The following is an 18,583-nucleotide window of genomic DNA, read 5'->3' as shown; positions in this document are numbered from 1 at the left end:
GGCTTGCCATAACTGACTAATATCATGGCAATATGCCATACTTTCTGCTAGCGTAATGTCTTACTATAGATAAGTAAATAAATAGAATTTATTCATTATTCTATCCTCGTGTGAAAGATAGTTTTAAACACATGAATAAACTTCCGTGTTCGCTTCTCTACATAACTGTTTTCAATTAGATAATATTGGGGCTAACTTTGGAGAAGATGCTATTTCCCCCTCATTATGCAAATCTGCCAAAATCCCAATTGCTCAAATCCATTCAACTCTGATAGCAATAGATTTTGCGTGAGTTGCGGACAAAGCAACTTTGGCAAACTTCTCAGAAACCGTTACCGCGTATTAAGACTCTTAGGTGAAGGTGGATTCAGTAGAACTTATGCTACAGAAGATGTCGATAGACTAAACGCACCTTGCGTCATCAAGCAATTTTTCCCACAATTTCAGGGAACAGGACAACGCACGAAAGCAGCAGAATTTTTTAAAGAAGAGGCTTTTCGGTTGTATGAATTGGGAGAAAATCATACCCAAATTCCCAGATTACTAGCTTATTTTGAACAAGGTACTAGTTTGTATCTCGTACAAGAATTTATTCAAGGAAAAACTCTCTTACAAGAAGTTCAGCAACAAATCTATGGTGAACAACAAATTTGGGAACTTTTAGCTGATTTATTGCCAGTTCTGGAATTCATTCATACCCATAACGTCATTCATCGGGATATCAAACCAGAAAATATTATCCGCCGCACCAGTGATGAAAAACCCGTATTAATTGACTTTGGCGGTGCTAAACAGGTAACACAAACCAGTATAGGAAGACAAGCTACAGTAATTTATACCCTTGGCTATGCCCCAACTGAACAAATGGCTGGATTTGCTTGTCATGGTAGTGATTTGTATGCTTTGGGTGTAACTTGTGTGCGTCTTTTAACTCAATGTTTGCCTTTTCAGGATGCTTCTGGACAGGTTAAAGATCCTATTTATGATGCCATGAATGCTAAATGGTTGTGGCGCGAACGTTTACAGCAAAAAGGTATTACTATCAGCGACGACTTAGGGAAAATTTTAGATAAATTACTCAAACATTTACCGAGTGAAAGGTATCAAACAGCAGTAGAAGTTATCAACGATTTGAAGTTTATAACATCGAACATTGAACCTGTTGCCCTAAAAATTGTTTCGATGCCTCAACCCATATTACCGCCGCTACCACAAAAAGTAATCGTACCATTACCCCCCTTAGAAACCTTTGAATTTGACGTAGTGACAGTAGACACAGGTGGTAGAGAAGTAAACCGCATGAGTTGCAATGCCAACTTCTTTGCCGAAGAATTGAGTAAATCTATCATATTAGAAATGGTATCGATTCCTGGCGGTACTTATATGATGGGTTCACCAGAGTTTGAAGGAGATGCTGACGAACGTCCCCAACATCAAGTTACCGTCGAACCATTTTTTATGGGGAAATTTCCCGTAACTCAAGCACAATGGAGAGTAGTAGCAGCTTTACCTAAAGTCAAACAAACTTTAAATCCCCATCCGTCGAAATTCAAAGGTTTAGATAGACCAGTGGAAAATGTATCTTGGTATGAAGCTGTAGAATTCTGTCTCAGGCTATCAGAAAAAACTGGACGCGACTATCGTTTACCGAGTGAGGCTGAATGGGAATATGCTTGTCGTGCTGGAACTACAACATCCTTCCACTTTGGTGAAACCATTACCTCTGAGTTAGTCAGTTGCACTATGGAACCAAAAAGCAAATTCCGTAAAGAAACAACAAACGTCGGCAGTTTTGAAGTCGCCAATGTCTTTGGATTATATGATATGCACGGGCTAGTTTGGGAATGGTGTGCTGATTCGTGGCACAACAATTACAACGACGCACCCTTAGATGGAACAGCTTGGGAGGTTGGCGGTGATATTCATCGTCGGGTGCTACGAGGTGGTTCTTGGAGTTTCAATGCAGAACTTTGTCGCAGCGCCAGTCGCAGTTGGAATGAGTCAGACGGTGGACTGAGGATTTGTGGCTTTAGAGTAGTATTTTCAGGGTAACTGAAAGTTTGAGAGATTTAAAAACCCTCCATACAAATGAAGGGCTATCGCATCAGTTCACTGAAATTATTTTACACAATTCCTATAGTCGGCACGGAAACAACCAACCGGAGTCCGATTCAGGGTTATAAGATTTCAATGACTCAGATAAAACTGGATGAACCGGGATTTGGCGGGTTCTTCGCTTCCCGTCAGGGCTAGCCTTGCGGGTTCTCGCGCGAAAAGTGATATATTACCGTGGTGTACCATCGCTGTAGTACGCGTCTTCAATTCGTAACTGTACAATTGCGCCCCAGCGCTCACCAGTGTGCCAAGCAATATCTAGAGGTGAGCGACGCTCACCTCCTTCCCTTTATTTGATTATTATCTTTAAGGGCTGTAACGAGAGAATAACTTTGTAAAAATTGGACAACATTGTTAGGTAAATTCAATTATCAAATAGGAGTCCTAGTAGATGGATAGCAAAGAACTAGCGCAATACATCGAAGCAACCAACAGCATTACTAAACCTTGGCTTTTAGTACAACTGCGTCTTAAGAAATTACAAGAGCGTCGAGCGATGCTTGCAGACGATGTTTATACCAAAGAATTAGAAGATATTTACCTAGACTTGATGAAATTAGGTGAATGGTGGCGCGGTATTGAAGATGAGGTATTTTAAAGTGAGGAGTTAAAAAAACTCATAACTCCTCACTTTTCACTTAAAACGCAACCTGATGGCTCAAGCTCTCGATCAAGTCGATTACGATACTCTCGATGCTGCAAAACGACGCTTCATCGATGCTGCAAAACGTACACTTGGCTTTGCAAGCACATACGGCATAGTGCCCGCGTCGGGTCTAGGAGCAAGTGCCAACGCTTTCAGCTTCAACCTGGCTCCGTTTCTAGAGGCGGGGGCTAGAGAACTTTCGATGACACTTGTACCCGAAGGACTGGGTACCGCAGACGATACCCGCCCTGACGACCTCGGTGAAGAAGAACTGCGACGATTCTGGTGGAATATTGGTATCAAGATTATCTCGTGTCTGACGAATGATGCTGCAACTTCCGGTATGCAGACTATACTCCTCGGTCTTTATTTACCGTCGAGTACTCCTGAAACAATTTTTACCCCCGCTTTCCTTGATGGGTTTCTGGATGGAGTGGTTGAAGGGTGCAAACGAGTGGGGTGTGTCTATCTCTCAGGGGAAACTCCTCAACTAAAAACTAAGATGATTCCAGGGCGACTCGATATCGCCGGCTCGGTTTTTGGGGTTATGCCAGCTGGTGTTGCTCCTATTGATAGCTCGCGTCTGGATGCCGGAAATACCATTGTTCTCGTCGAGAGTTCGGGCCCCCATGAGAACGGTTTTACTCCACTGCGAAAGCTTGCCCAGTCGCTTCCTGATGGCTATAGAACAAAACTCCCAAGTGGGCAGGAGTTCTGGGAAGCGATAAATGCTGCATCATATCTCTATACGCCGCTTGTACAGGCGGTGCTTGATGAGGGGATTCGTCCCACGGCGATGGAGAATATTACTGGTCATGGCTGGCAAAAGCTGATGCGGTCGGTGAAACCGCTCCGGTATGTCATCGAAACGATGCTCCCAATACCAGAGATATTTACCTTTGTCGAGGGTCATCTTGAGGGTGGTGCTGAGACGATGCTTTCGGTGTTCAATTACGGTGCAGGATTTGCATTCTATACAGAGTCGGAGCAGGATGCAGAGAAAATTGTCCTACTTGCAAGGGAACATCAACTCTCGGCTGTGATTGCAGGAAGGGTTGAAGCTTCCCTTAGTCGCGAGGTAGTGATAGAACCCCTGGGAGTCATTTTGAAGGGAGATTCTTTTGGAATTGCGCGAGGGGTGTAGTAAGAAAACTAGCGATCGCTAGTTTTCTTGGAGCTATTCTAAACTCACAAGATTTTCTTATTTATGCGATGCCTGGGTTGGGCTACGCCTACGCTAAAGTTGTTATTAGTTAAATCAAAGCGATAATTACTGAGGCAAATAACGATTTTTACACACAAACTCTAGTTGCATTTTCGGCTGATTATAATAGCTAACTCTTCTAAGAAGCCTTTAGTATCTAAGTCATTTACCATAGATGTTATATGCATATTTATGAAGTTTTACATGCAATATTTATTACTACTTAACGACAAAGTAGTCCAAATTACCCATGACTACTGAGATTAAGATTTGCTAACGTAGTCTTAACATATTGAAAAATTTGCTGAGAAAGCTGAGAAAGTACCAACCAACACTAATTTTTTAGTGGTGGATCTTTCTCATCTGTAGATGTGGCGTTTTGGTGTGTTAAGAATATATATTTTTGTTCAGAGGGAGTTATGGCTGTAAATTTGGCCCGGACTACTGCTTCGGCAGAACTTTTGAAGCAAGTATTCCATAACATTGATGCACATAGTTGTCCAAGGTTATTCAACTTTCACATGCACACTGTCTACTCGGATGGCAGGTTGCAGCCGAGCGCATTGATGGAGCAGGCGATCGCTATTGGGCTGAAAGGGTTAGCTATTACCGATCATCATGGTATTATCGGCTATCAAGCATCACTTGCTTGGTTAGAAGATTGGAAGTGGAGTAATCCTAGTGCAAGCACTCCTTACCTGTGGAGTGGTGTGGAAATCAATGCCAACCTTTTGGATACAGAAGTTCACATTTTGGCTTACGCTTTTGGAACAGAACACTCTACTATGAAACCCTATCTGCAAAGAAGGCCGACTACAGGGCAAGAATATCAGGCAAGTAACGTAATTGCCGCGATTCATGAAGCTGGGGGATTGGCAGTTCTGGCTCATCCAGCTCGTTACAAGCGATCGCATTTTGACTTAATTCCCGCTGCTGCCCAAAAGGGTATCGATGGCGTAGAAAGTTTCTACGCCTATAATAACCCTAACCCCTGGCAACCCAGCATCGTGGAATCAGAACAAGTGCAAAAGTTAGCTGATGAATACTTTCTTTTCAATACCTGTGGTACTGATACTCACGGTTTGAGCCTGCTACAACGTTTATAAAAGAATACCTTTCCCAATGTTAGGAGGCTTGGGAATAGGGTTTAAGCTGGTCTTGAAGTTCAAACAAAAAGAAATATCCCTTGGTTAAATTAATCGACTGCAAGCAGAGCCTCTCTGGCTCCGCAAAGTTTTTCTATGCGAACGAGCGGTGATTGAATGGATGGCTAAATCGGGGGTCACTCTACCATTTAGTTCTTCATAGAGTTAACTTCAAGAGCTTGAGAAGCTATCTTGATTGTCTCTTTAGCGGCTTTTTCCTTACGTTCTGAGTAGCGGTCTGTGAGATAATCAACTTTAGTCACGCAATAGCAAGGTAAATTTTTGACATACTCCCCCGAATGCGCCGATCTGGTTTTTCATAATGCCATAAATCTGACCGTGCAACTCTGGGCTAGACCAGACCTGCCCTTCTGACCACAGACTTAATTCGCGTAACTCCTGTACCTTTGGGTGAGTGTCAGGTACGCTGCCATAAATTGGCAGTTCGCGTGGATCGAAAAACTTCACCTGCGCCCCAAATTCTTCAATGATGCATGCGGCTTCTTCTGCCAAAAGGCGGCTATAGGAACGCTGACGTAGGGAGCCATACAAAAATAAAATTCTGGGGGGATGCTCAAATGTTGTCATAGAAATTTCAGTATACAAATTAATAGCTGGAACAGATAAGCGCAGAACTACAGAGACTAAGAACAGGTGGATTAAGGGGTTATTTCTACCTTGCCTTGAGACTTAGCTTGTGTACTTCAGCAACTTTAAACCTGCTGTAATTTTCGTGAAACTTTGCTTTGGGTTTGTTGAGCGACGGACGGCATATCAATAACAAAACAACGAGTAGAAAATATGAAATTAGTCCTGTCGCACCGATGATCAATAACCCTGGTAGCCTATCTTTTATCGTTTCAGACTTTAACTTCTTCCACCAATCTTCATCCATATTCCTTACTCCCTATCCAATCTATAAGATGTTGCTCCCAGTCGGTTTAGCTTCATCCAACAGATGCAACTTGCAGAGATTCAATTAGGCGAGTCACCCGTTCTCTGATTTCATCCCGCACACGAGGAAAAATTTCCGGTTGCTCTGCTGGATCATCCAATTGCCAATCTTCAAATACTTCCCGTGTCACCCACTCTGGAGGCAAATTCACACCACACCCACACAACGAAATCACTACATCAAAATTCTCCGATTTGAATTCACTCAAAGCTTTCGAGGTTTGATGGCTAATATCAATACCTGCATCTTTCATGGTGGCGATCGCTTCTGGTCTGACCTGACTTGCTTCTAAGCCAGAGCTAATTACTTCAATCTTTCCCTTACCAATAGTTTTAGCAAAACCTTCTGCCATTTGGGAACGGGCAGAATTCTTTTTGCAGACAAACATTACACGTTTCATGGTTCAACTCCTCCAAATAATTTGAGTAAATTTAAAATGTTCTCGATTCAGATGGCGAAAAATAACGTTTTTCAAACCAGAAAGCAACATTAACCAGACCAATCAATACAGGCACTTCCACCAGAGGCCCGACAACGGCGGCAAAAGCAACACCCGAATTAATGCCAAAGACAGCGATCGCCACTGCGATCGCTAATTCAAAATTATTCCCGGTGGCTGTAAACGCCACACTTGCGGCTCTAGAATAATCTGTCTTAATCCGCCAAGCCATGTAAAAGCTGACCAAAAACATGATCACGAAGTAGATGATCATCGGAATTGCAATCTTCACTACATCCAAAGGTATCTGAACGATCAAATTCCCTTTTAAGCTGAACATCACCACGATTGTAAATAACAAAGCAATCAGTGTGATGGGGCTGATTTTAGGCACAAATTCTTCGTGATACCACTGCCTACTTTTCACTTTTACTAGAAAAAAACGAGTTAAAAATCCAGCTAAAAAGGGAATACCAAGATAGATAAACACACTTTTGGCAATCTCGGCAATGCTAACATTAACAACACTGCCTTGTAACCCAAATAGTGGCGGCAGTACAGTGATGAAGAACCACGCATAAGGACTATAAAAGATGACTTGAAAGATGCTATTGAAGGCAACCAACCCAGCCGTGTACTCTGTATTTCCTCGTGCCAAATCACTCCACACAACTACCATTGCAATACATCGGGCTAATCCAATCAGAATCAATCCCGTCATATATTCTGGATAACCGCGTAAGAAAATAGTCGCCAGAGCAAACATCAAAATTGGCCCAATAATCCAATTCTGAATTAGTGACAAACCAAGAATTTTTCCGTTGCGAAATACATCCCCTAATTCTTCATACCGTACCTTGGCTAGGGGCGGATACATCATCAGAATTAACCCAATGGCAATTGGTATATTGGTTGTTCCTACTTGGAATTGGTTGATAAAGGCTTCTACTCCTGGAAAGAAATAGCCCAGACCAACACCGATTGCCATTGCTAAAAAAATCCACAAGGTTAGGAAGCGATCAATAAAGGAGAGGCGTTTTGAAGTCTTTTTGTTCATTACAATTAACCCCATACATGAATGCAGGAGCTTTGAGCATGAATTTTGGATTATTCAGTCTAAAATCTAAAATTCGTGAGTTATATCAAGAGTATATCTCCATCATTTCAAAAAAAATTGATTTGTCAATTCCTATTTAATTAAAATTAAACAAAATATTACAAAAAAAGTTGATGAATATTTAAGTCTCGCAGGGGGGACGAGTAGGTAATATTGGGCTAAAGCGGCGGAATTCTGCTAGATACTGCTCTAGGGCAACAAACTGCGGCAGATTGAGGCTGTAGTAAATCCAGCGACCTTCTTGACGAGCGCGAACTAAACCAGCTTCTTTCAGGGTTTTGAGGTGAAAAGACAGTTTAGACTGAGTGGTTCCCAGGTGGTCGCACAGGTCACAGACGCATAGTTCTTGAGAACGCAGCAGTTCTAAGACCTGAATCCGTAGGGGGTCAGATAGGGCATGAAAGCCAGCCGCGATCGTCTGAGGAGTGAAGGTGCTATTAGGAGCCATCAATTTTTTTTGAAGTATTTATTTATGGTAAGGTCTAAATCATCGCAAAGCAATTGGCATCATTGCATCATGAATGATGCCAACTTGTTGGTCGTTATGCTGTCTGTGTAGAAGCTGCTTTTGATTCTGCGGTAGGGTGAAGAAGACGCGATGAATCGGGTATCAGGTTCGGTTTTTGAGACGCGATAAATCGCCGTCTCTACAAGGCTATGCGATCGCCCCTATTCAAACAGATATTTTGACCGGGATGGAAATGCGATCGCAAAAACGATCGCCCCCCTTGTAGAGACGCGATTCATCGCGTCTTCTTCCTTCCCATCATTTACATAGCGCAAATAATTCCGAGTTTTTTGGGTTGGCAATTACATCAATGCAAAGCAATAATTGCATAAATTTTTGTATAAATCAAAGATGTAACCATGAATCATTACGATCCTCAACCAGAAAACAACAAACCTAAATACAAAGGTAAATATCGAATTGATTCAACCCGTTTGTCGGCATGGAGTTATGTTAGTAATGCTGGATATTTCATTACTATTTGCACCAACGGTAAAAAATGCTTTTTTGGTGAGGTTGTGCAGGGTGAAATGCAGCGATCGCTAATTGGAGAAATTGCTCATAAATTGTGGTACGAGATTCCTAATCATTTTTCTCATTGCCAGATAGATTCGTTTTGCGTCATGCCTAATCATATTCATGGGATTTTGGTTATTAATCAAATACGAGAAGAGGACGCGATGAATTCACGAACACAGGAAGAAGACGCGATGAATCGGGAAGAAGACGCGATTCATCGCGTCTCTACAAGGGGGGGTGGGGTTACTGGGTTATTTAATCCGATGTTGTCTAAAAATTCCCTTTCTAAAATTGTTAGGTGGTACAAAGGACGATGTACATTTGAAATTAATCAAATATATGAAGGTTTTAGATGGCAAGCAAGGTTTCATGACAACATAATTCGTAATGAATTTGCCCTCGATCAAATTAGACAATATATTATCAATAACCCAATCAATTGAGAAAGTGATCACGAACACCCACCCCATTAACCCTTGTAGAGACGCGATTCATCGCGTCTAATGCCTGTGCGTTTTGTGCTGGTAAAACAGATATTTTGAGGTACGCAAAATTAAAAAAAGAAAGATAACGAAGAAATGCTTAACTCAACTGTATTGGTTTATAGTCGATTCTTAGTGGGAATCACAATCATGGAGAAATATGGTACTTCAGCTGGATCAACTTCATCTAGGGGTATGATGCGTTGCTGTGATGTTGATGCCCGCTCAATATATCTTGCTCGTGATGCTAGCCCTAATTTATGCAGGATATCCCGTACTTTGGTAAAGTGACGACCTAGCTTCATAATTGCGGCGGCGTCGGTCATCAGCAGATGTGTAGTTAGTTCTTCTGCTGGCAATGGGGCGGGTAGAACTGTGAGGATATCGGTGTAATAGGTGAAAGGTACACCCAAGGCTACTGGACAAGCCATTAGTGAGGAAACTCCGGGGACAACTTCTGTTTCGTATTGGTCACATAACCGTGTGAACAGGTACATGAAGGAACCATAGAAAAATGGATCGCCTTCGCACAGTACCACAACATCTCGACCGGCTGCTAAATGGTCAGCGATTGGTTGAATTTCCTGGTCATAAATAGATTTTGCCTTTTCTGGTTCCAAGGCGCGGGGGAGATGAAATAACACCTCAATTTGATTTCCGGGAAGATACTGCGCCACGATCGCTCTAGCAATACTTTCTTTATCTGTGGCTGATTGATAAGCTACCACAGGAGCCGCACGTAATAGCCGCAGCGCTTTCAGAGTCAATAATTCGGGATCGCCAGGGCCGACACCAATTCCATAGAGACGACCTTTGGGTTTCATATTCATTCTTCCTCCGTTGCCAGGGCGTTTACTGCTGCTGCCGCGATCGCACTTCCACCGCGCCGACCGTGTAAGGTTAAAAATGGTACATTTCTGCTGTCTGCTGCCAATGCTGCTTTCGATTCGGCTGCACCGACAAAACCCACTGGAAAGCCTAAGATAATCGCAGGTTTGGGCATTCCTGCATCGAGCATTTCTAACAGCCTAAACAGTGCTGTGGGGGCATTGCCAATTGCAATTACCGATCCTTCTAGGTGCCATCGCCATAATTCTAAAGCTGCTGCCGATCTTGTAGTACCCATATTCTGGGCAATTTCTGGCACTTCTGGCTCGTTGAGAGTGCAGATAACTTGATTGTTTGCAGGCAACCGTCGCCTAGTAACGCCATCAGCAACCATCCGGCAATCGCATAAAATTGGCGCTCCGGCTGCTAGTGCTAACCTTGCGGATTGCACTGCTGTTGGTGAATATCCTAAGTCTGTGACAATATCCGTCATTCCACAGGCATGAATCAGACGTACAGCAACTTTTGCTACATCTGGCGGCAGCACATCTAGATTCGCTTCTGACCGGATGATTGCAAAAGAATGACGGTAAATTTCGTTGGCATCTCGGATATATTCGGGCATTCAATTTTGGATTTTGGATTGATTTGTTAGTTAATATAGATACTTTGTTTCCACCGGGAAAATACTTAATTTAATTAACCGCAGAGTCGCAGAGAACACAGAGTAAGAGAAACGGAGAAATCAATCATCTGTATTTATCTGTGCTTCTATATTCTAAGTATTTATTAAATAACTGCTGTAATTGGGCTAGTGGATATCGATTAGCAAATTTCCCAAATGACTCATCAGAATTTAAGCGTTGAATTTTATATACACATAGCATCCGCTCTATTAATGCAGGTAGTTGGGCAAAAGTTACATATTGATATAGTTCACGTCCGAATTTCTGCTTGTTGTCACCAACATAAATGTGATAGCCCTCCACAGTTTCATTGTCAGCATTGAGGCTGACACCGAGGAGAGTAATATCACTTTTGCTATGCTGGGCACAAGATTTTTCACAGCCGCTAAAGTGGATATTAACTGGGCAATCGAGAGTAACGCGAGTTTCAAGATACTCTGCTAATACCAACGCATGACTTTTAGTGTCTGTAGCAGAAGCGGCGCAACCCTTTTTTCCAGAACAGGCAACTAATCCACCTTTGATGTTGGTTGCAGAGGAATCTAATCCTAAGAAAGCAATTTCACTTTGGACATCAGCAACCCATTGCTGAGGAATATCTGTAAGGAGCAAATTTTGCCAAGGGGTTAGCCTGAGAGTTCCACTACCGTGTTTTGCTGCTAAATCTGCCAAACCCCGCATCTGTCTACTCTCCAATCGGCCAAGGGGCAAGACAACACCAATGTAAAATAAGCCTGGCTGACGTTGGGGATGGATGCCAATATGCTGATAATTCTCCCCCTTCCCTTGCAGAAAAGGGGGTTGGGGGGTTAGGTCTTTTCTTGTTTCACTACATAAAAGCGGGAAAGGTAGACACTGTTCAACTTCTTGGAGATAATTTTCACAACCCAAAGTATTCAATAACTCTAAGAGACGTAGCCGCCGCTTACTCTTAGTATGACTATAAGCTAGATAGACATCTGTCAATGCTGCCAAGACGGGCAAACATTCCTCTGGTGATAACAAAATTCCCATATCGCAGGGCGGTTGGCCCTTCTCTCCGACACTGAGATAGAGGCGAAAATAAACGTCACTTTTGACTAAGACAGCAGCAAATAAGATATCATTCAAGCGATCGCACACTCGAATTATCCCACCACCATCAAAGCAAACGCTAAATTTTGCCGAAAGTCCCGAAAGCGCTGGATGTGCGGCAATATAGTGATCCCAACTTTGCACAAAAGGGCGAGTGTCGATTAATTCTTGGGGATCGATACCAGCAGTTGGACTGGTCATAATATTCCGGATTTGGTCTACAAGAGTATTGCTAGAACCCAATCCCATAAGCTGTAGGTACTTCAGAACCTCAGCATTTATCCCTGTGCGGATTTCACGAACTTGTAGATTAGCTCGATTAGTCACGTCTATATAGCCGCCACCATGCTGGTCTGCTATATCTGCGATCGCACGGCACTGCTGACTACTAATAATTCCACCTGGTATTCTAATACGAGATAATATACCATCTGCGGCGGGTGTAGCATAAAATAAGCCAGGACAAGTGGCAAATCCAGAAAGCAAACTGAGAACTCCTTCCCCGTGCAACGCAGGGAGTAGACGGTGAGTGTGTTTTGAGGACATCCTGAGAGTTGGCATTCTGACTTGAGCGATCCCATCACAGCTGCGGCACAGTCCCGGAATTTCACCGGAGTTTCCCAACTCTCAGCTTTAGTAATTTAGATTTTGTTTAGGTTATAGACATCAGCCAGACATCATCTGAACAATTATCTTACACTATCATCGACATAAATCTTACTGGTAATTTAAGAAATTACTTATTTATCTTTCTTTTCTTTCAGCCACTCCACTGCGATCGCTAAAATTAATTGAGAATGAGTAAAAAAGGCACAAAAAAACGCCGAGACTAAAAATATCTAAGAAAAATGAGGGTCTCGGCTATGTCTCAATACGCTTGGGTTAAGGCTAAAACTCTGTTATCAAAGTCAAATTTTTAACGTAGACGCAAAGCGGTGAGGGGGTCGCAGTCTTGGCGGTTCCCGTCGATTGTGTTAGCGACGTTAGGAGCGTCACCCCCGAACCCGTTGGCGCAGCCTCTCGTAGAGAAGGGCTTGCCACAGGCTACCGCCTTCTCTGCGAGACACTGCGTGAACGCGTAGCGTCTCGTAGAGAAGACGCAGAGGACGCAGAGAAAAGAAGGAAATGCTTAACCCAAGCGTATTGCCATATATATTACTAAAAATGGTCAATTAGCTTTACGTAATTTGAGTTATATAGGTTTACTTCAATCTGTGGAACTCCATCGCGCACAAGTATTATCTCTTACCCGAAGAGAGTTAAATCTTAAAAGTCCTACAGGTATTTTCTATCTGTACAAAATAGATATTCACCCATCAACTCAATCAGTTTTTCAGGGGCTAGTCATAGAACGCTGTCAAGGAATTTGGGCACAGTTGGAATAATGGGTTTCCCCCTATTTTTAGCGTTGTTACACAAACAGGGGGAATATTAAAATAATTCGTAATTCGTAATTCGTAATGACGCTCTCTACAAGACTCTGCGCGTAGCTTGCTTCCCCGCAGGGGTAAGCGGACTCGCTACCGCTACACTAACGTAATTAAGTTTTGTAAAAAAGATTTTGTCCATTTAACTGTCTTAACTGTCTTAATTGTCCATTTAACTATCTTAAATGTCTTAACTGTCCACTTAGATTGTCTTAACTGTCTACTTAGATTGTCTTATCTGCTATTGCATTTTCTTGATAAAGCTGAGATTATTTGAGAGTCTAGATTAAGCAAATTGCAATACTACTCGCTTTGTGTATTTTTAACTCGTAATTGGGTTTATCTTATAGGTTAAAGGTTTTTATTTCCCTTTTTTCCTTAACCGACAAGTATGAAAGTACGTTGTTTAAAAAAGCTAGTTGATCTAAGTTAAAAAATTAATCTTTAGCTCTAAAAAAATACTAATTTTCCATCAATTGCCTAATTTTAGCAAAAAGACGTTTAACAGAGGTCGTTCAAAAGATTTACCAACAAGCTCTAGTTTTTATAAAAAACAACTTATTAATTACGAATTACGTTAGCGTAGCGGTAGCGATTCCACAGGCGTCATTACAAATTACAAATTACAAATTATCTTATTTGGAGATTAAAATCTTATGACAAACCAGGTATATAGCCAATCAGTTCTAACATTTGATGGTCAAGATGATTACATAGATTTTGGCAAAAACGATTTTGCTGGTGTTTTTGCTCAGGGAAGTTCAGCTTTTACGATTTCGGGATGGATAAATCCTCATCAACTCACAAATAAAGCTACTACTTATGGGACGCGCAATGTTTTTTTTGCCCGTTCTTCAGATCGATATAGTGATAATTTTGAGTTCGGCATCAGTGAATCAGGGAACCTAGATGTATTCATTGATGAAACTGTTGAAAAGAAAATTAAAACTTTTGGCACTGAAGAATTAACAGTCGGACAATGGCACTTCTTTGCCATTGTTTTTAATAAAGGTCAACTGAGCATATATCTTGATGATCATGAGTATTTTAGCCATTTTACAGGTGACTCTTTAAACAAAGCAACTAGTTCTGTGACTCTAGGCGCGACTTTACACAACAACATATTTTTCACAGGTCAATTAGCTAACATTAGCATCTGGAATTATCCCTGCCCTCCAGTGGAAATCCAGAGACATCGCTATCAGCCTCTAGTTGGAAATGAACAAGGATTAGTCGCTTACTGGGCATTAAACGAAGGACAAGGAACAACTGTAAAAGACCAGACTGTAAATGGCTATGATGGAAACTTGCGTGGGAATCCGAATTGGGATTTAGGACAACTTCCGTTTGGAATTACACAATCATCGAACGAGAGTGAGAGACAAGATCGCATAGCGAGTAGTGCCGAGGAGGGAAACCCTAGGGAAACTGTCGTGCTGGTGGAAGAAAGTCAGCCCGTTGCAGAAGTTATCTCCGTTGAAGTAATTGCTGTCAGTGAAGTCGAGTTGCAGCAAGCGCCCGTTGAAGTTCCGCCAATTGTAGAAACTGGCATCCCAATCCAAGCCACAACTGTAAACCCAAAGGCTAAAAAAGGGACGAAAAGACAGAGCGAAAAATCTGCAAGCCTTCAAACTACGAAGCCAAAAGAGGAGAAATCTGAAACAGTTGCAGTCAATATCCAACAGCAAGAACAACCACAAATATTAACTCAGGAGCGATCGCAAAAAACTATGAATACGAAAGCTAATCCCAAATATAAAATCCTTGCTATTGATGGCGGCGGTATTCGGGGCATTATCCCAGCCCTGGTACTAGCAGAAATTGAAAAGCGGACACAAAAGCAGATTTTTAGTTTGTTCGATTTAATTTCTGGCACTTCCAGCGGCGGAATTCTGGCACTCGGATTAACCAAACCCCGATTGAATTTAGATTCCACTGATAGCTCACCTACCGCCCAATACAGCGCCGAGGATCTCGTCCAAATATATCTTGAGTATGGGGCTGAGATATTTTACGAGCCATTCTGGGAACAAATACTCGGTCAGCTAGAAGATATATTCATCCAACCAAAATATTCTTCTGAAGGCAGAGAAGAAATTATCAGACAATATTTTGGCGACACTCCTCTAGAAAATAATCTCAAAGAAGTTTTTGTAACTAGCTACGATATCGAGCAGCGAATTCCCATATTCTTTACCAACAAAATCGAAAAGCAAGAGACAGAATCGAAAAAATTCCGCAAGTTATCTTCAGGTTTTACCCTCACAGATGCGGCATTGGCAACTAGTGCAACTCCGACTTATTTTGCTCCCTATCGCGTTGCAAGTTCTCATAATAGCAATGGCTTCTATACTTTAGTCGATGGTGGAGTAATCGCGAATAATCCTGCTAATTTGGCTATTTTAGAAGCGCAAATTAGTAGACAAGAAAATAAACAAGTCCTGAATACAGAAGATATCTTGGTAGTATCCCTGGGTACTGGTTCCCTGACGAGTATCTACCCTTATGACGAAGTTAAAAAATGGGGACTATTGCAATGGGCAAAACCGCTGTTAAATATTGTGCTTGACGGTGGCAGTGAAGTAGTAGCTGGAGAATTAGAACGGTTGTTTGAGGCTAATAATAAAGGTAAGCAAACTTCTTATTATCGATTCCAAACGTTCTTAAAAACTGAACTCGAAGCCATAGATAATGCCAAACCAGAAAATCTGCGGCAGTTACAAACTTTAGCCAATACACTCATTCAGGAAAAAAGTAAAGAGATCGATGAGTTGATTAGTATTTTATTAGCCTAAATTCTGAGCTTTTCTAAATGATAATGGAGTGGAACCAGTAATTTTCAATAGGTCGGAATGGGGGCTGGGGATTGGGGACTGGGGCAATGACCAATGACTAATTGTTTTAACCAAGAAAAAAAGGATTTTAGGTAATTACAATGGACGAAATCGTTAAAAAACTTGCTGGTCTGGGTCTTCCTGGCATAATTCTCGTGATTTTAACAGTCACATCAGCAGGTAGTAATGCTGCTGTTGTTGCTGCCCTCACAGCCTTAGGAGGGCCCTTTGGCATTGTTGGAGGGATAGGAATACTCGGTCTGATAACGGTTGTAGGGGATACTGTAGCGGGATATGGAATTGAAGCTGTTCTCAAAGCCATCTATACAGAACGTAGTAAAACCGAATCTGTGAGATTCCTCCTGAAAGAAATTAAAGATTTACCCATTTCAGAGGAGCTAAAACTCAAACTGAAAAATGAACTTAGCCCAGAAGTTATTATTGATACTGACGAAGTTCAGCCGCCAAAAACAATTGAAATCGTTGAGGAGTAATTTTACTGCCCTGACTGGTAATCCATTCTGGGAGGCTGCCACCTCCTCTCTCTTAAGCCTACAGTGTACGCACAAGTCGAATTACCCCCCTTAATCCCCTTACCAAGGGCAGGGCTAGGGCTGTTTCATCCCCTAAAAGATGTAAAATGACAAGCGTCGAGGGGATGAAAACAATGGGTGCAAATCTGATTGAACAACTACGGCAAGTAAAAGATTTTCGAGTCAAAGCGAAAATCAAGCTGGCTCGTACCTACGAACGGATTACCAATCTGAGAGATGACTTTCTGCACAAGCTGTCAACTCGTCTAATCAAAGAAAACAGCATTATCTGTATTGTTCGCGGAGCGTGTCGTAGACAAGATTTGCGAGTTGCCAATATGGTGAAGAATCATAAATTAGCCCTGAGTATTTCAGACGCTAGCTGGTCAAAGTTTGTCGCCATGCTTGAATACAAAGCTATGCGGCATGACAGAATTGTGCAGAAAGTCGGTACATTTTACCCCTCATCTCAGACTTGTAATCATTGTGGTTTTGTTAACCCGTTGGTTAAAGATTTAAACTTGCGTGAATGGTCTTGCCCTAGTTGCAATAGCTATAATTTGAGGGATAAAAACGCAGCACTCAATATATTAAGCGAAGGCTTGAGATTACTAACCGCCGTCGGTACGCCGGAGGTTATAAAAAACGCCTGTGGAGAACTCGTTAGTCCAGAAGCAATTCTGGCAGAGATCGCTGAAGCAGGAATCACGCCACTTCTAGTGGTGTGAGGTTCAAAAATTCAGAATTGAAAAACATGGCGTGCCTTCCTACTCGACGACCCGTCGGATACTAATAGGAGTAGACTTTGATATTCTTGGGAAAATATTCAATCAGTGGGCGCAAAACTACGTTCATGTAGATAAATCTGAGTGGTTTGGAATTGATAGTGGCAATGTATTGGGGGGAAGCCAGAAATTTAGTTCCCTCCCCAATACATAGGGGGAGGGTTAGGGTGGGATAAAACTGACACGAAAACTCAGTGAGTAAACTATTTCAGACTTGTGTATTTCTTCAACTGCTGCACAAACGCATTATGTTCCGGTGACTTCAACCCCGCTTGCACCACCTCCAACACTCGCACCATCTGATTGTTTAACAGCGCCTCGATCTCTAACCACAAACCCGGAAACACCTGAGAGCGAATAATTCCATCTGCACTAGGAGATAGCAATCGATAGCCGCCATCAATTAGGCAAAACCATTCAATTTTATTCTCGTAAGATTGCCAGATTACGTACTCCAACACCCCATTACGGCGATAAACCTGCTTTTTGCTGCCTGTATCGATCGCCACGCTACTCGCTGCAATTTCAACAATCAATTCGGGAGATCCTTCAATGTAACCGTCGCTGCTCAAACGGGTTTGTCCGCCTGCGTCTGGTTCAATAAACAGCACTACATCTGGCTGGGGTTCATTGTCTAAATCTAGTCTGACGGTTGGTTCAACGCTTAAGTCAACACCGGGAGTCAATGATTGGTAGACTCCTAACCAAGTTATGACTCGACTGTGGGGTTTGCCATGTTGCTCATGTCTTAAGGGAGATGCCACGTAAACGATTCCTTCAATCAGTTCTGCTTTCTTGATCTGGGGTGCAGCTGCATAACGCCGTTCAAATTCAGGGCGAGTTAAGCGATCGCCACTTTCAAGCGGAGGCAGATGTCTCTGGGCTGAGTACTCTCTAACCATTTGCCAATCCTTGGAGTTGCCGGATATTTCTGACTTTAGCAAATCTTCAGTTATCAGTTAAAATTTGTTGATTTGCTGCTTTCCTCAAATTCCAAAAATCAAAAAACGTAATGTTAATTGTCATCTTGTGTTTTACTGTGCGATGCTGTATTTGCCCAAGTAGGCATCGCCCACAGTTGATGCTGCATAACAGAGTCCAACTAGCTATCATTAGCTAAGTGGTATGTCAGATACAACGGCAATACCATTTAGTTTGCAGTCTTTATCAACTGCTTACACTCGCACCCATAAAAATTAGTTTGATTTACTTTTTATTTTCTACTCTCTATTTTGATAACCATTACCTAAAAGTTCTCTAACTAGGTACGGGATACAAAAAATACA

The 18,583-nt window shown here is 42.1% G+C and carries 15 protein-coding genes, 1 pseudogene and 1 riboswitch; of the genes and pseudogenes, 8 read left to right on the top strand and 8 right to left on the bottom strand.

All coding sequences use genetic code 11. The annotated features are described in order from the left end of the window. Positions 1–225: 225 nt before the first annotated feature. The 4 genes from V7K67_RS15735 (at position 226) to V7K67_RS15720 (ending at position 5,071) form a co-directional block, all read left to right on the top strand. A complete protein-coding gene (locus V7K67_RS15735; protein WP_334733646.1) occupies positions 226–2,052 on the top strand; it encodes a bifunctional serine/threonine-protein kinase/formylglycine-generating enzyme family protein in 1,827 nt (608 codons plus the stop codon). Positions 2,053–2,506: 454 nt separating this feature from the next. Continuing rightward, a complete protein-coding gene (locus tag V7K67_RS15730; protein WP_334709619.1) occupies positions 2,507–2,713 on the top strand; it encodes a hypothetical protein in 207 nt (68 codons plus the stop codon). Between the two features lie 55 nt (positions 2,714–2,768). Next, complete coding sequence (locus V7K67_RS15725) at positions 2,769–3,905, top strand: AIR synthase related protein (RefSeq protein WP_334733645.1); 1,137 nt, start codon at positions 2,769–2,771, stop codon at positions 3,903–3,905. 479 nt (positions 3,906–4,384) lie between these two features. Beyond that, a complete protein-coding gene (locus tag V7K67_RS15720; protein WP_334733644.1) occupies positions 4,385–5,071 on the top strand; it encodes a PHP domain-containing protein in 687 nt (228 codons plus the stop codon). Between the two features lie 188 nt (positions 5,072–5,259). Here the strand turns inward: V7K67_RS15720 and V7K67_RS15715 are convergent. The 4 genes and pseudogenes from V7K67_RS15715 to V7K67_RS15700 all read right to left on the bottom strand — a co-directional run bounded on the left by V7K67_RS15715 (position 5,260) and on the right by V7K67_RS15700 (position 8,069). Next, positions 5,260–5,698, bottom strand: a pseudogene (locus V7K67_RS15715) (NAD(P)H-dependent oxidoreductase). 359 nt (positions 5,699–6,057) lie between these two features. Then, entirely contained in the window at positions 6,058–6,465 is a 408-nt protein-coding gene (gene arsC / locus V7K67_RS15710; protein WP_334733643.1) for an arsenate reductase, glutathione/glutaredoxin type, read from the bottom strand. A 31-nt stretch (positions 6,466–6,496) separates the two neighbouring features. Then, on the bottom strand, positions 6,497–7,561 hold the full coding sequence (arsB, locus tag V7K67_RS15705; RefSeq protein ID WP_335167323.1) for an ACR3 family arsenite efflux transporter: 1,065 nt from the start codon (positions 7,559–7,561) through the stop codon (positions 6,497–6,499). A gap of 181 nt (positions 7,562–7,742) precedes the next feature. Beyond that, positions 7,743–8,069: an ArsR/SmtB family transcription factor gene (locus tag V7K67_RS15700; RefSeq protein WP_334709613.1), complete on the bottom strand. Its 327-nt coding sequence runs from the start codon at positions 8,067–8,069 to the stop codon at positions 7,743–7,745. A 419-nt stretch (positions 8,070–8,488) separates the two neighbouring features. On the opposite strand from V7K67_RS15700, the gene V7K67_RS15695 reads away from it, so the two are divergent. Beyond that, the gene (locus V7K67_RS15695; RefSeq protein WP_335167321.1) at positions 8,489–9,091 is read left to right on the top strand and encodes a transposase; all 603 of its coding nucleotides are present in this window, start codon (positions 8,489–8,491) and stop codon (positions 9,089–9,091) included. A 158-nt stretch (positions 9,092–9,249) separates the two neighbouring features. Here V7K67_RS15695 and V7K67_RS15690 read toward each other — a convergent pair whose 3' ends face one another. The 3 genes from V7K67_RS15690 to cobG all read right to left on the bottom strand — a co-directional run bounded on the left by V7K67_RS15690 (position 9,250) and on the right by cobG (position 12,264). Next, positions 9,250–9,954 carry a precorrin-2 C(20)-methyltransferase gene (locus V7K67_RS15690; protein ID WP_334733639.1) on the bottom strand — a complete coding sequence of 235 codons (705 nt, stop codon included), beginning with the start codon at positions 9,952–9,954 and terminating at the stop codon, positions 9,250–9,252. A 2-nt stretch (positions 9,955–9,956) separates the two neighbouring features. Continuing rightward, a complete protein-coding gene (locus V7K67_RS15685) occupies positions 9,957–10,583 on the bottom strand; it encodes a precorrin-8X methylmutase (RefSeq protein WP_334733638.1) in 627 nt (208 codons plus the stop codon). A 124-nt stretch (positions 10,584–10,707) separates the two neighbouring features. Then, entirely contained in the window at positions 10,708–12,264 is a 1,557-nt protein-coding gene (gene cobG, locus V7K67_RS15680; RefSeq protein ID WP_334733637.1) for a precorrin-3B synthase, read from the bottom strand. Between the two features lies 1 nt (position 12,265). After that, positions 12,266–12,349, bottom strand: a riboswitch (adenosylcobalamin-variant (AdoCbl-variant) riboswitch). Between the two features lie 1,452 nt (positions 12,350–13,801). On the opposite strand from cobG, the gene V7K67_RS15670 reads away from it, so the two are divergent. The 3 genes from V7K67_RS15670 to V7K67_RS15660 all read left to right on the top strand — a co-directional run bounded on the left by V7K67_RS15670 (position 13,802) and on the right by V7K67_RS15660 (position 17,240). Next, on the top strand, positions 13,802–15,940 hold the full coding sequence (locus tag V7K67_RS15670; RefSeq protein WP_334733636.1) for a patatin-like phospholipase family protein: 2,139 nt from the start codon (positions 13,802–13,804) through the stop codon (positions 15,938–15,940). Between the two features lie 140 nt (positions 15,941–16,080). After that, a complete protein-coding gene (locus tag V7K67_RS15665) occupies positions 16,081–16,473 on the top strand; it encodes a hypothetical protein (RefSeq protein ID WP_334709607.1) in 393 nt (130 codons plus the stop codon). A 146-nt stretch (positions 16,474–16,619) separates the two neighbouring features. Then, on the top strand, positions 16,620–17,240 hold the full coding sequence (locus V7K67_RS15660; RefSeq protein WP_335167317.1) for an RNA-guided endonuclease TnpB family protein: 621 nt from the start codon (positions 16,620–16,622) through the stop codon (positions 17,238–17,240). 260 nt (positions 17,241–17,500) lie between these two features. Here V7K67_RS15660 and V7K67_RS15655 read toward each other — a convergent pair whose 3' ends face one another. After that, entirely contained in the window at positions 17,501–18,199 is a 699-nt protein-coding gene (locus V7K67_RS15655) for a Uma2 family endonuclease (protein WP_334733635.1), read from the bottom strand. Positions 18,200–18,583 lie beyond the last annotated feature (384 nt).

The organism is Nostoc sp. (assembly GCF_036917155.1).
GTDB lineage: Bacteria > Cyanobacteriota > Cyanobacteriia > Cyanobacteriales > Nostocaceae > Nostoc.
This window is presented reverse-complemented; position numbering and strand designations above follow the sequence as displayed.

What these genes read in the sequence shown, in the direction of transcription:
- V7K67_RS15735 (WP_334733646.1), top strand. Translation starts at nt 226, where the DNA reads ATGCAAATCTGCCAAAATCCCAATTGCTCAAATCCATTCAACTCTGAT.
- V7K67_RS15730 (WP_334709619.1), top strand. Translation starts at nt 2,507, where the DNA reads ATGGATAGCAAAGAACTAGCGCAATACATCGAAGCAACCAACAGCATT.
- V7K67_RS15725 (WP_334733645.1), top strand. Translation starts at nt 2,769, where the DNA reads ATGGCTCAAGCTCTCGATCAAGTCGATTACGATACTCTCGATGCTGCA.
- V7K67_RS15720 (WP_334733644.1), top strand. Translation starts at nt 4,385, where the DNA reads ATGGCTGTAAATTTGGCCCGGACTACTGCTTCGGCAGAACTTTTGAAG.
- arsC (WP_334733643.1), bottom strand. Translation starts at nt 6,465, where the DNA reads ATGAAACGTGTAATGTTTGTCTGCAAAAAGAATTCTGCCCGTTCCCAA.
- arsB (WP_335167323.1), bottom strand. Translation starts at nt 7,561, where the DNA reads ATGAACAAAAAGACTTCAAAACGCCTCTCCTTTATTGATCGCTTCCTA.
- V7K67_RS15700 (WP_334709613.1), bottom strand. Translation starts at nt 8,069, where the DNA reads ATGGCTCCTAATAGCACCTTCACTCCTCAGACGATCGCGGCTGGCTTT.
- V7K67_RS15695 (WP_335167321.1), top strand. Translation starts at nt 8,489, where the DNA reads ATGAATCATTACGATCCTCAACCAGAAAACAACAAACCTAAATACAAA.
- V7K67_RS15690 (WP_334733639.1), bottom strand. Translation starts at nt 9,954, where the DNA reads ATGAAACCCAAAGGTCGTCTCTATGGAATTGGTGTCGGCCCTGGCGAT.
- V7K67_RS15685 (WP_334733638.1), bottom strand. Translation starts at nt 10,583, where the DNA reads ATGCCCGAATATATCCGAGATGCCAACGAAATTTACCGTCATTCTTTT.
- cobG (WP_334733637.1), bottom strand. Translation starts at nt 12,264, where the DNA reads ATGTCCTCAAAACACACTCACCGTCTACTCCCTGCGTTGCACGGGGAA.
- V7K67_RS15670 (WP_334733636.1), top strand. Translation starts at nt 13,802, where the DNA reads ATGACAAACCAGGTATATAGCCAATCAGTTCTAACATTTGATGGTCAA.
- V7K67_RS15665 (WP_334709607.1), top strand. Translation starts at nt 16,081, where the DNA reads ATGGACGAAATCGTTAAAAAACTTGCTGGTCTGGGTCTTCCTGGCATA.
- V7K67_RS15660 (WP_335167317.1), top strand. Translation starts at nt 16,620, where the DNA reads ATGACAAGCGTCGAGGGGATGAAAACAATGGGTGCAAATCTGATTGAA.
- V7K67_RS15655 (WP_334733635.1), bottom strand. Translation starts at nt 18,199, where the DNA reads ATGGTTAGAGAGTACTCAGCCCAGAGACATCTGCCTCCGCTTGAAAGT.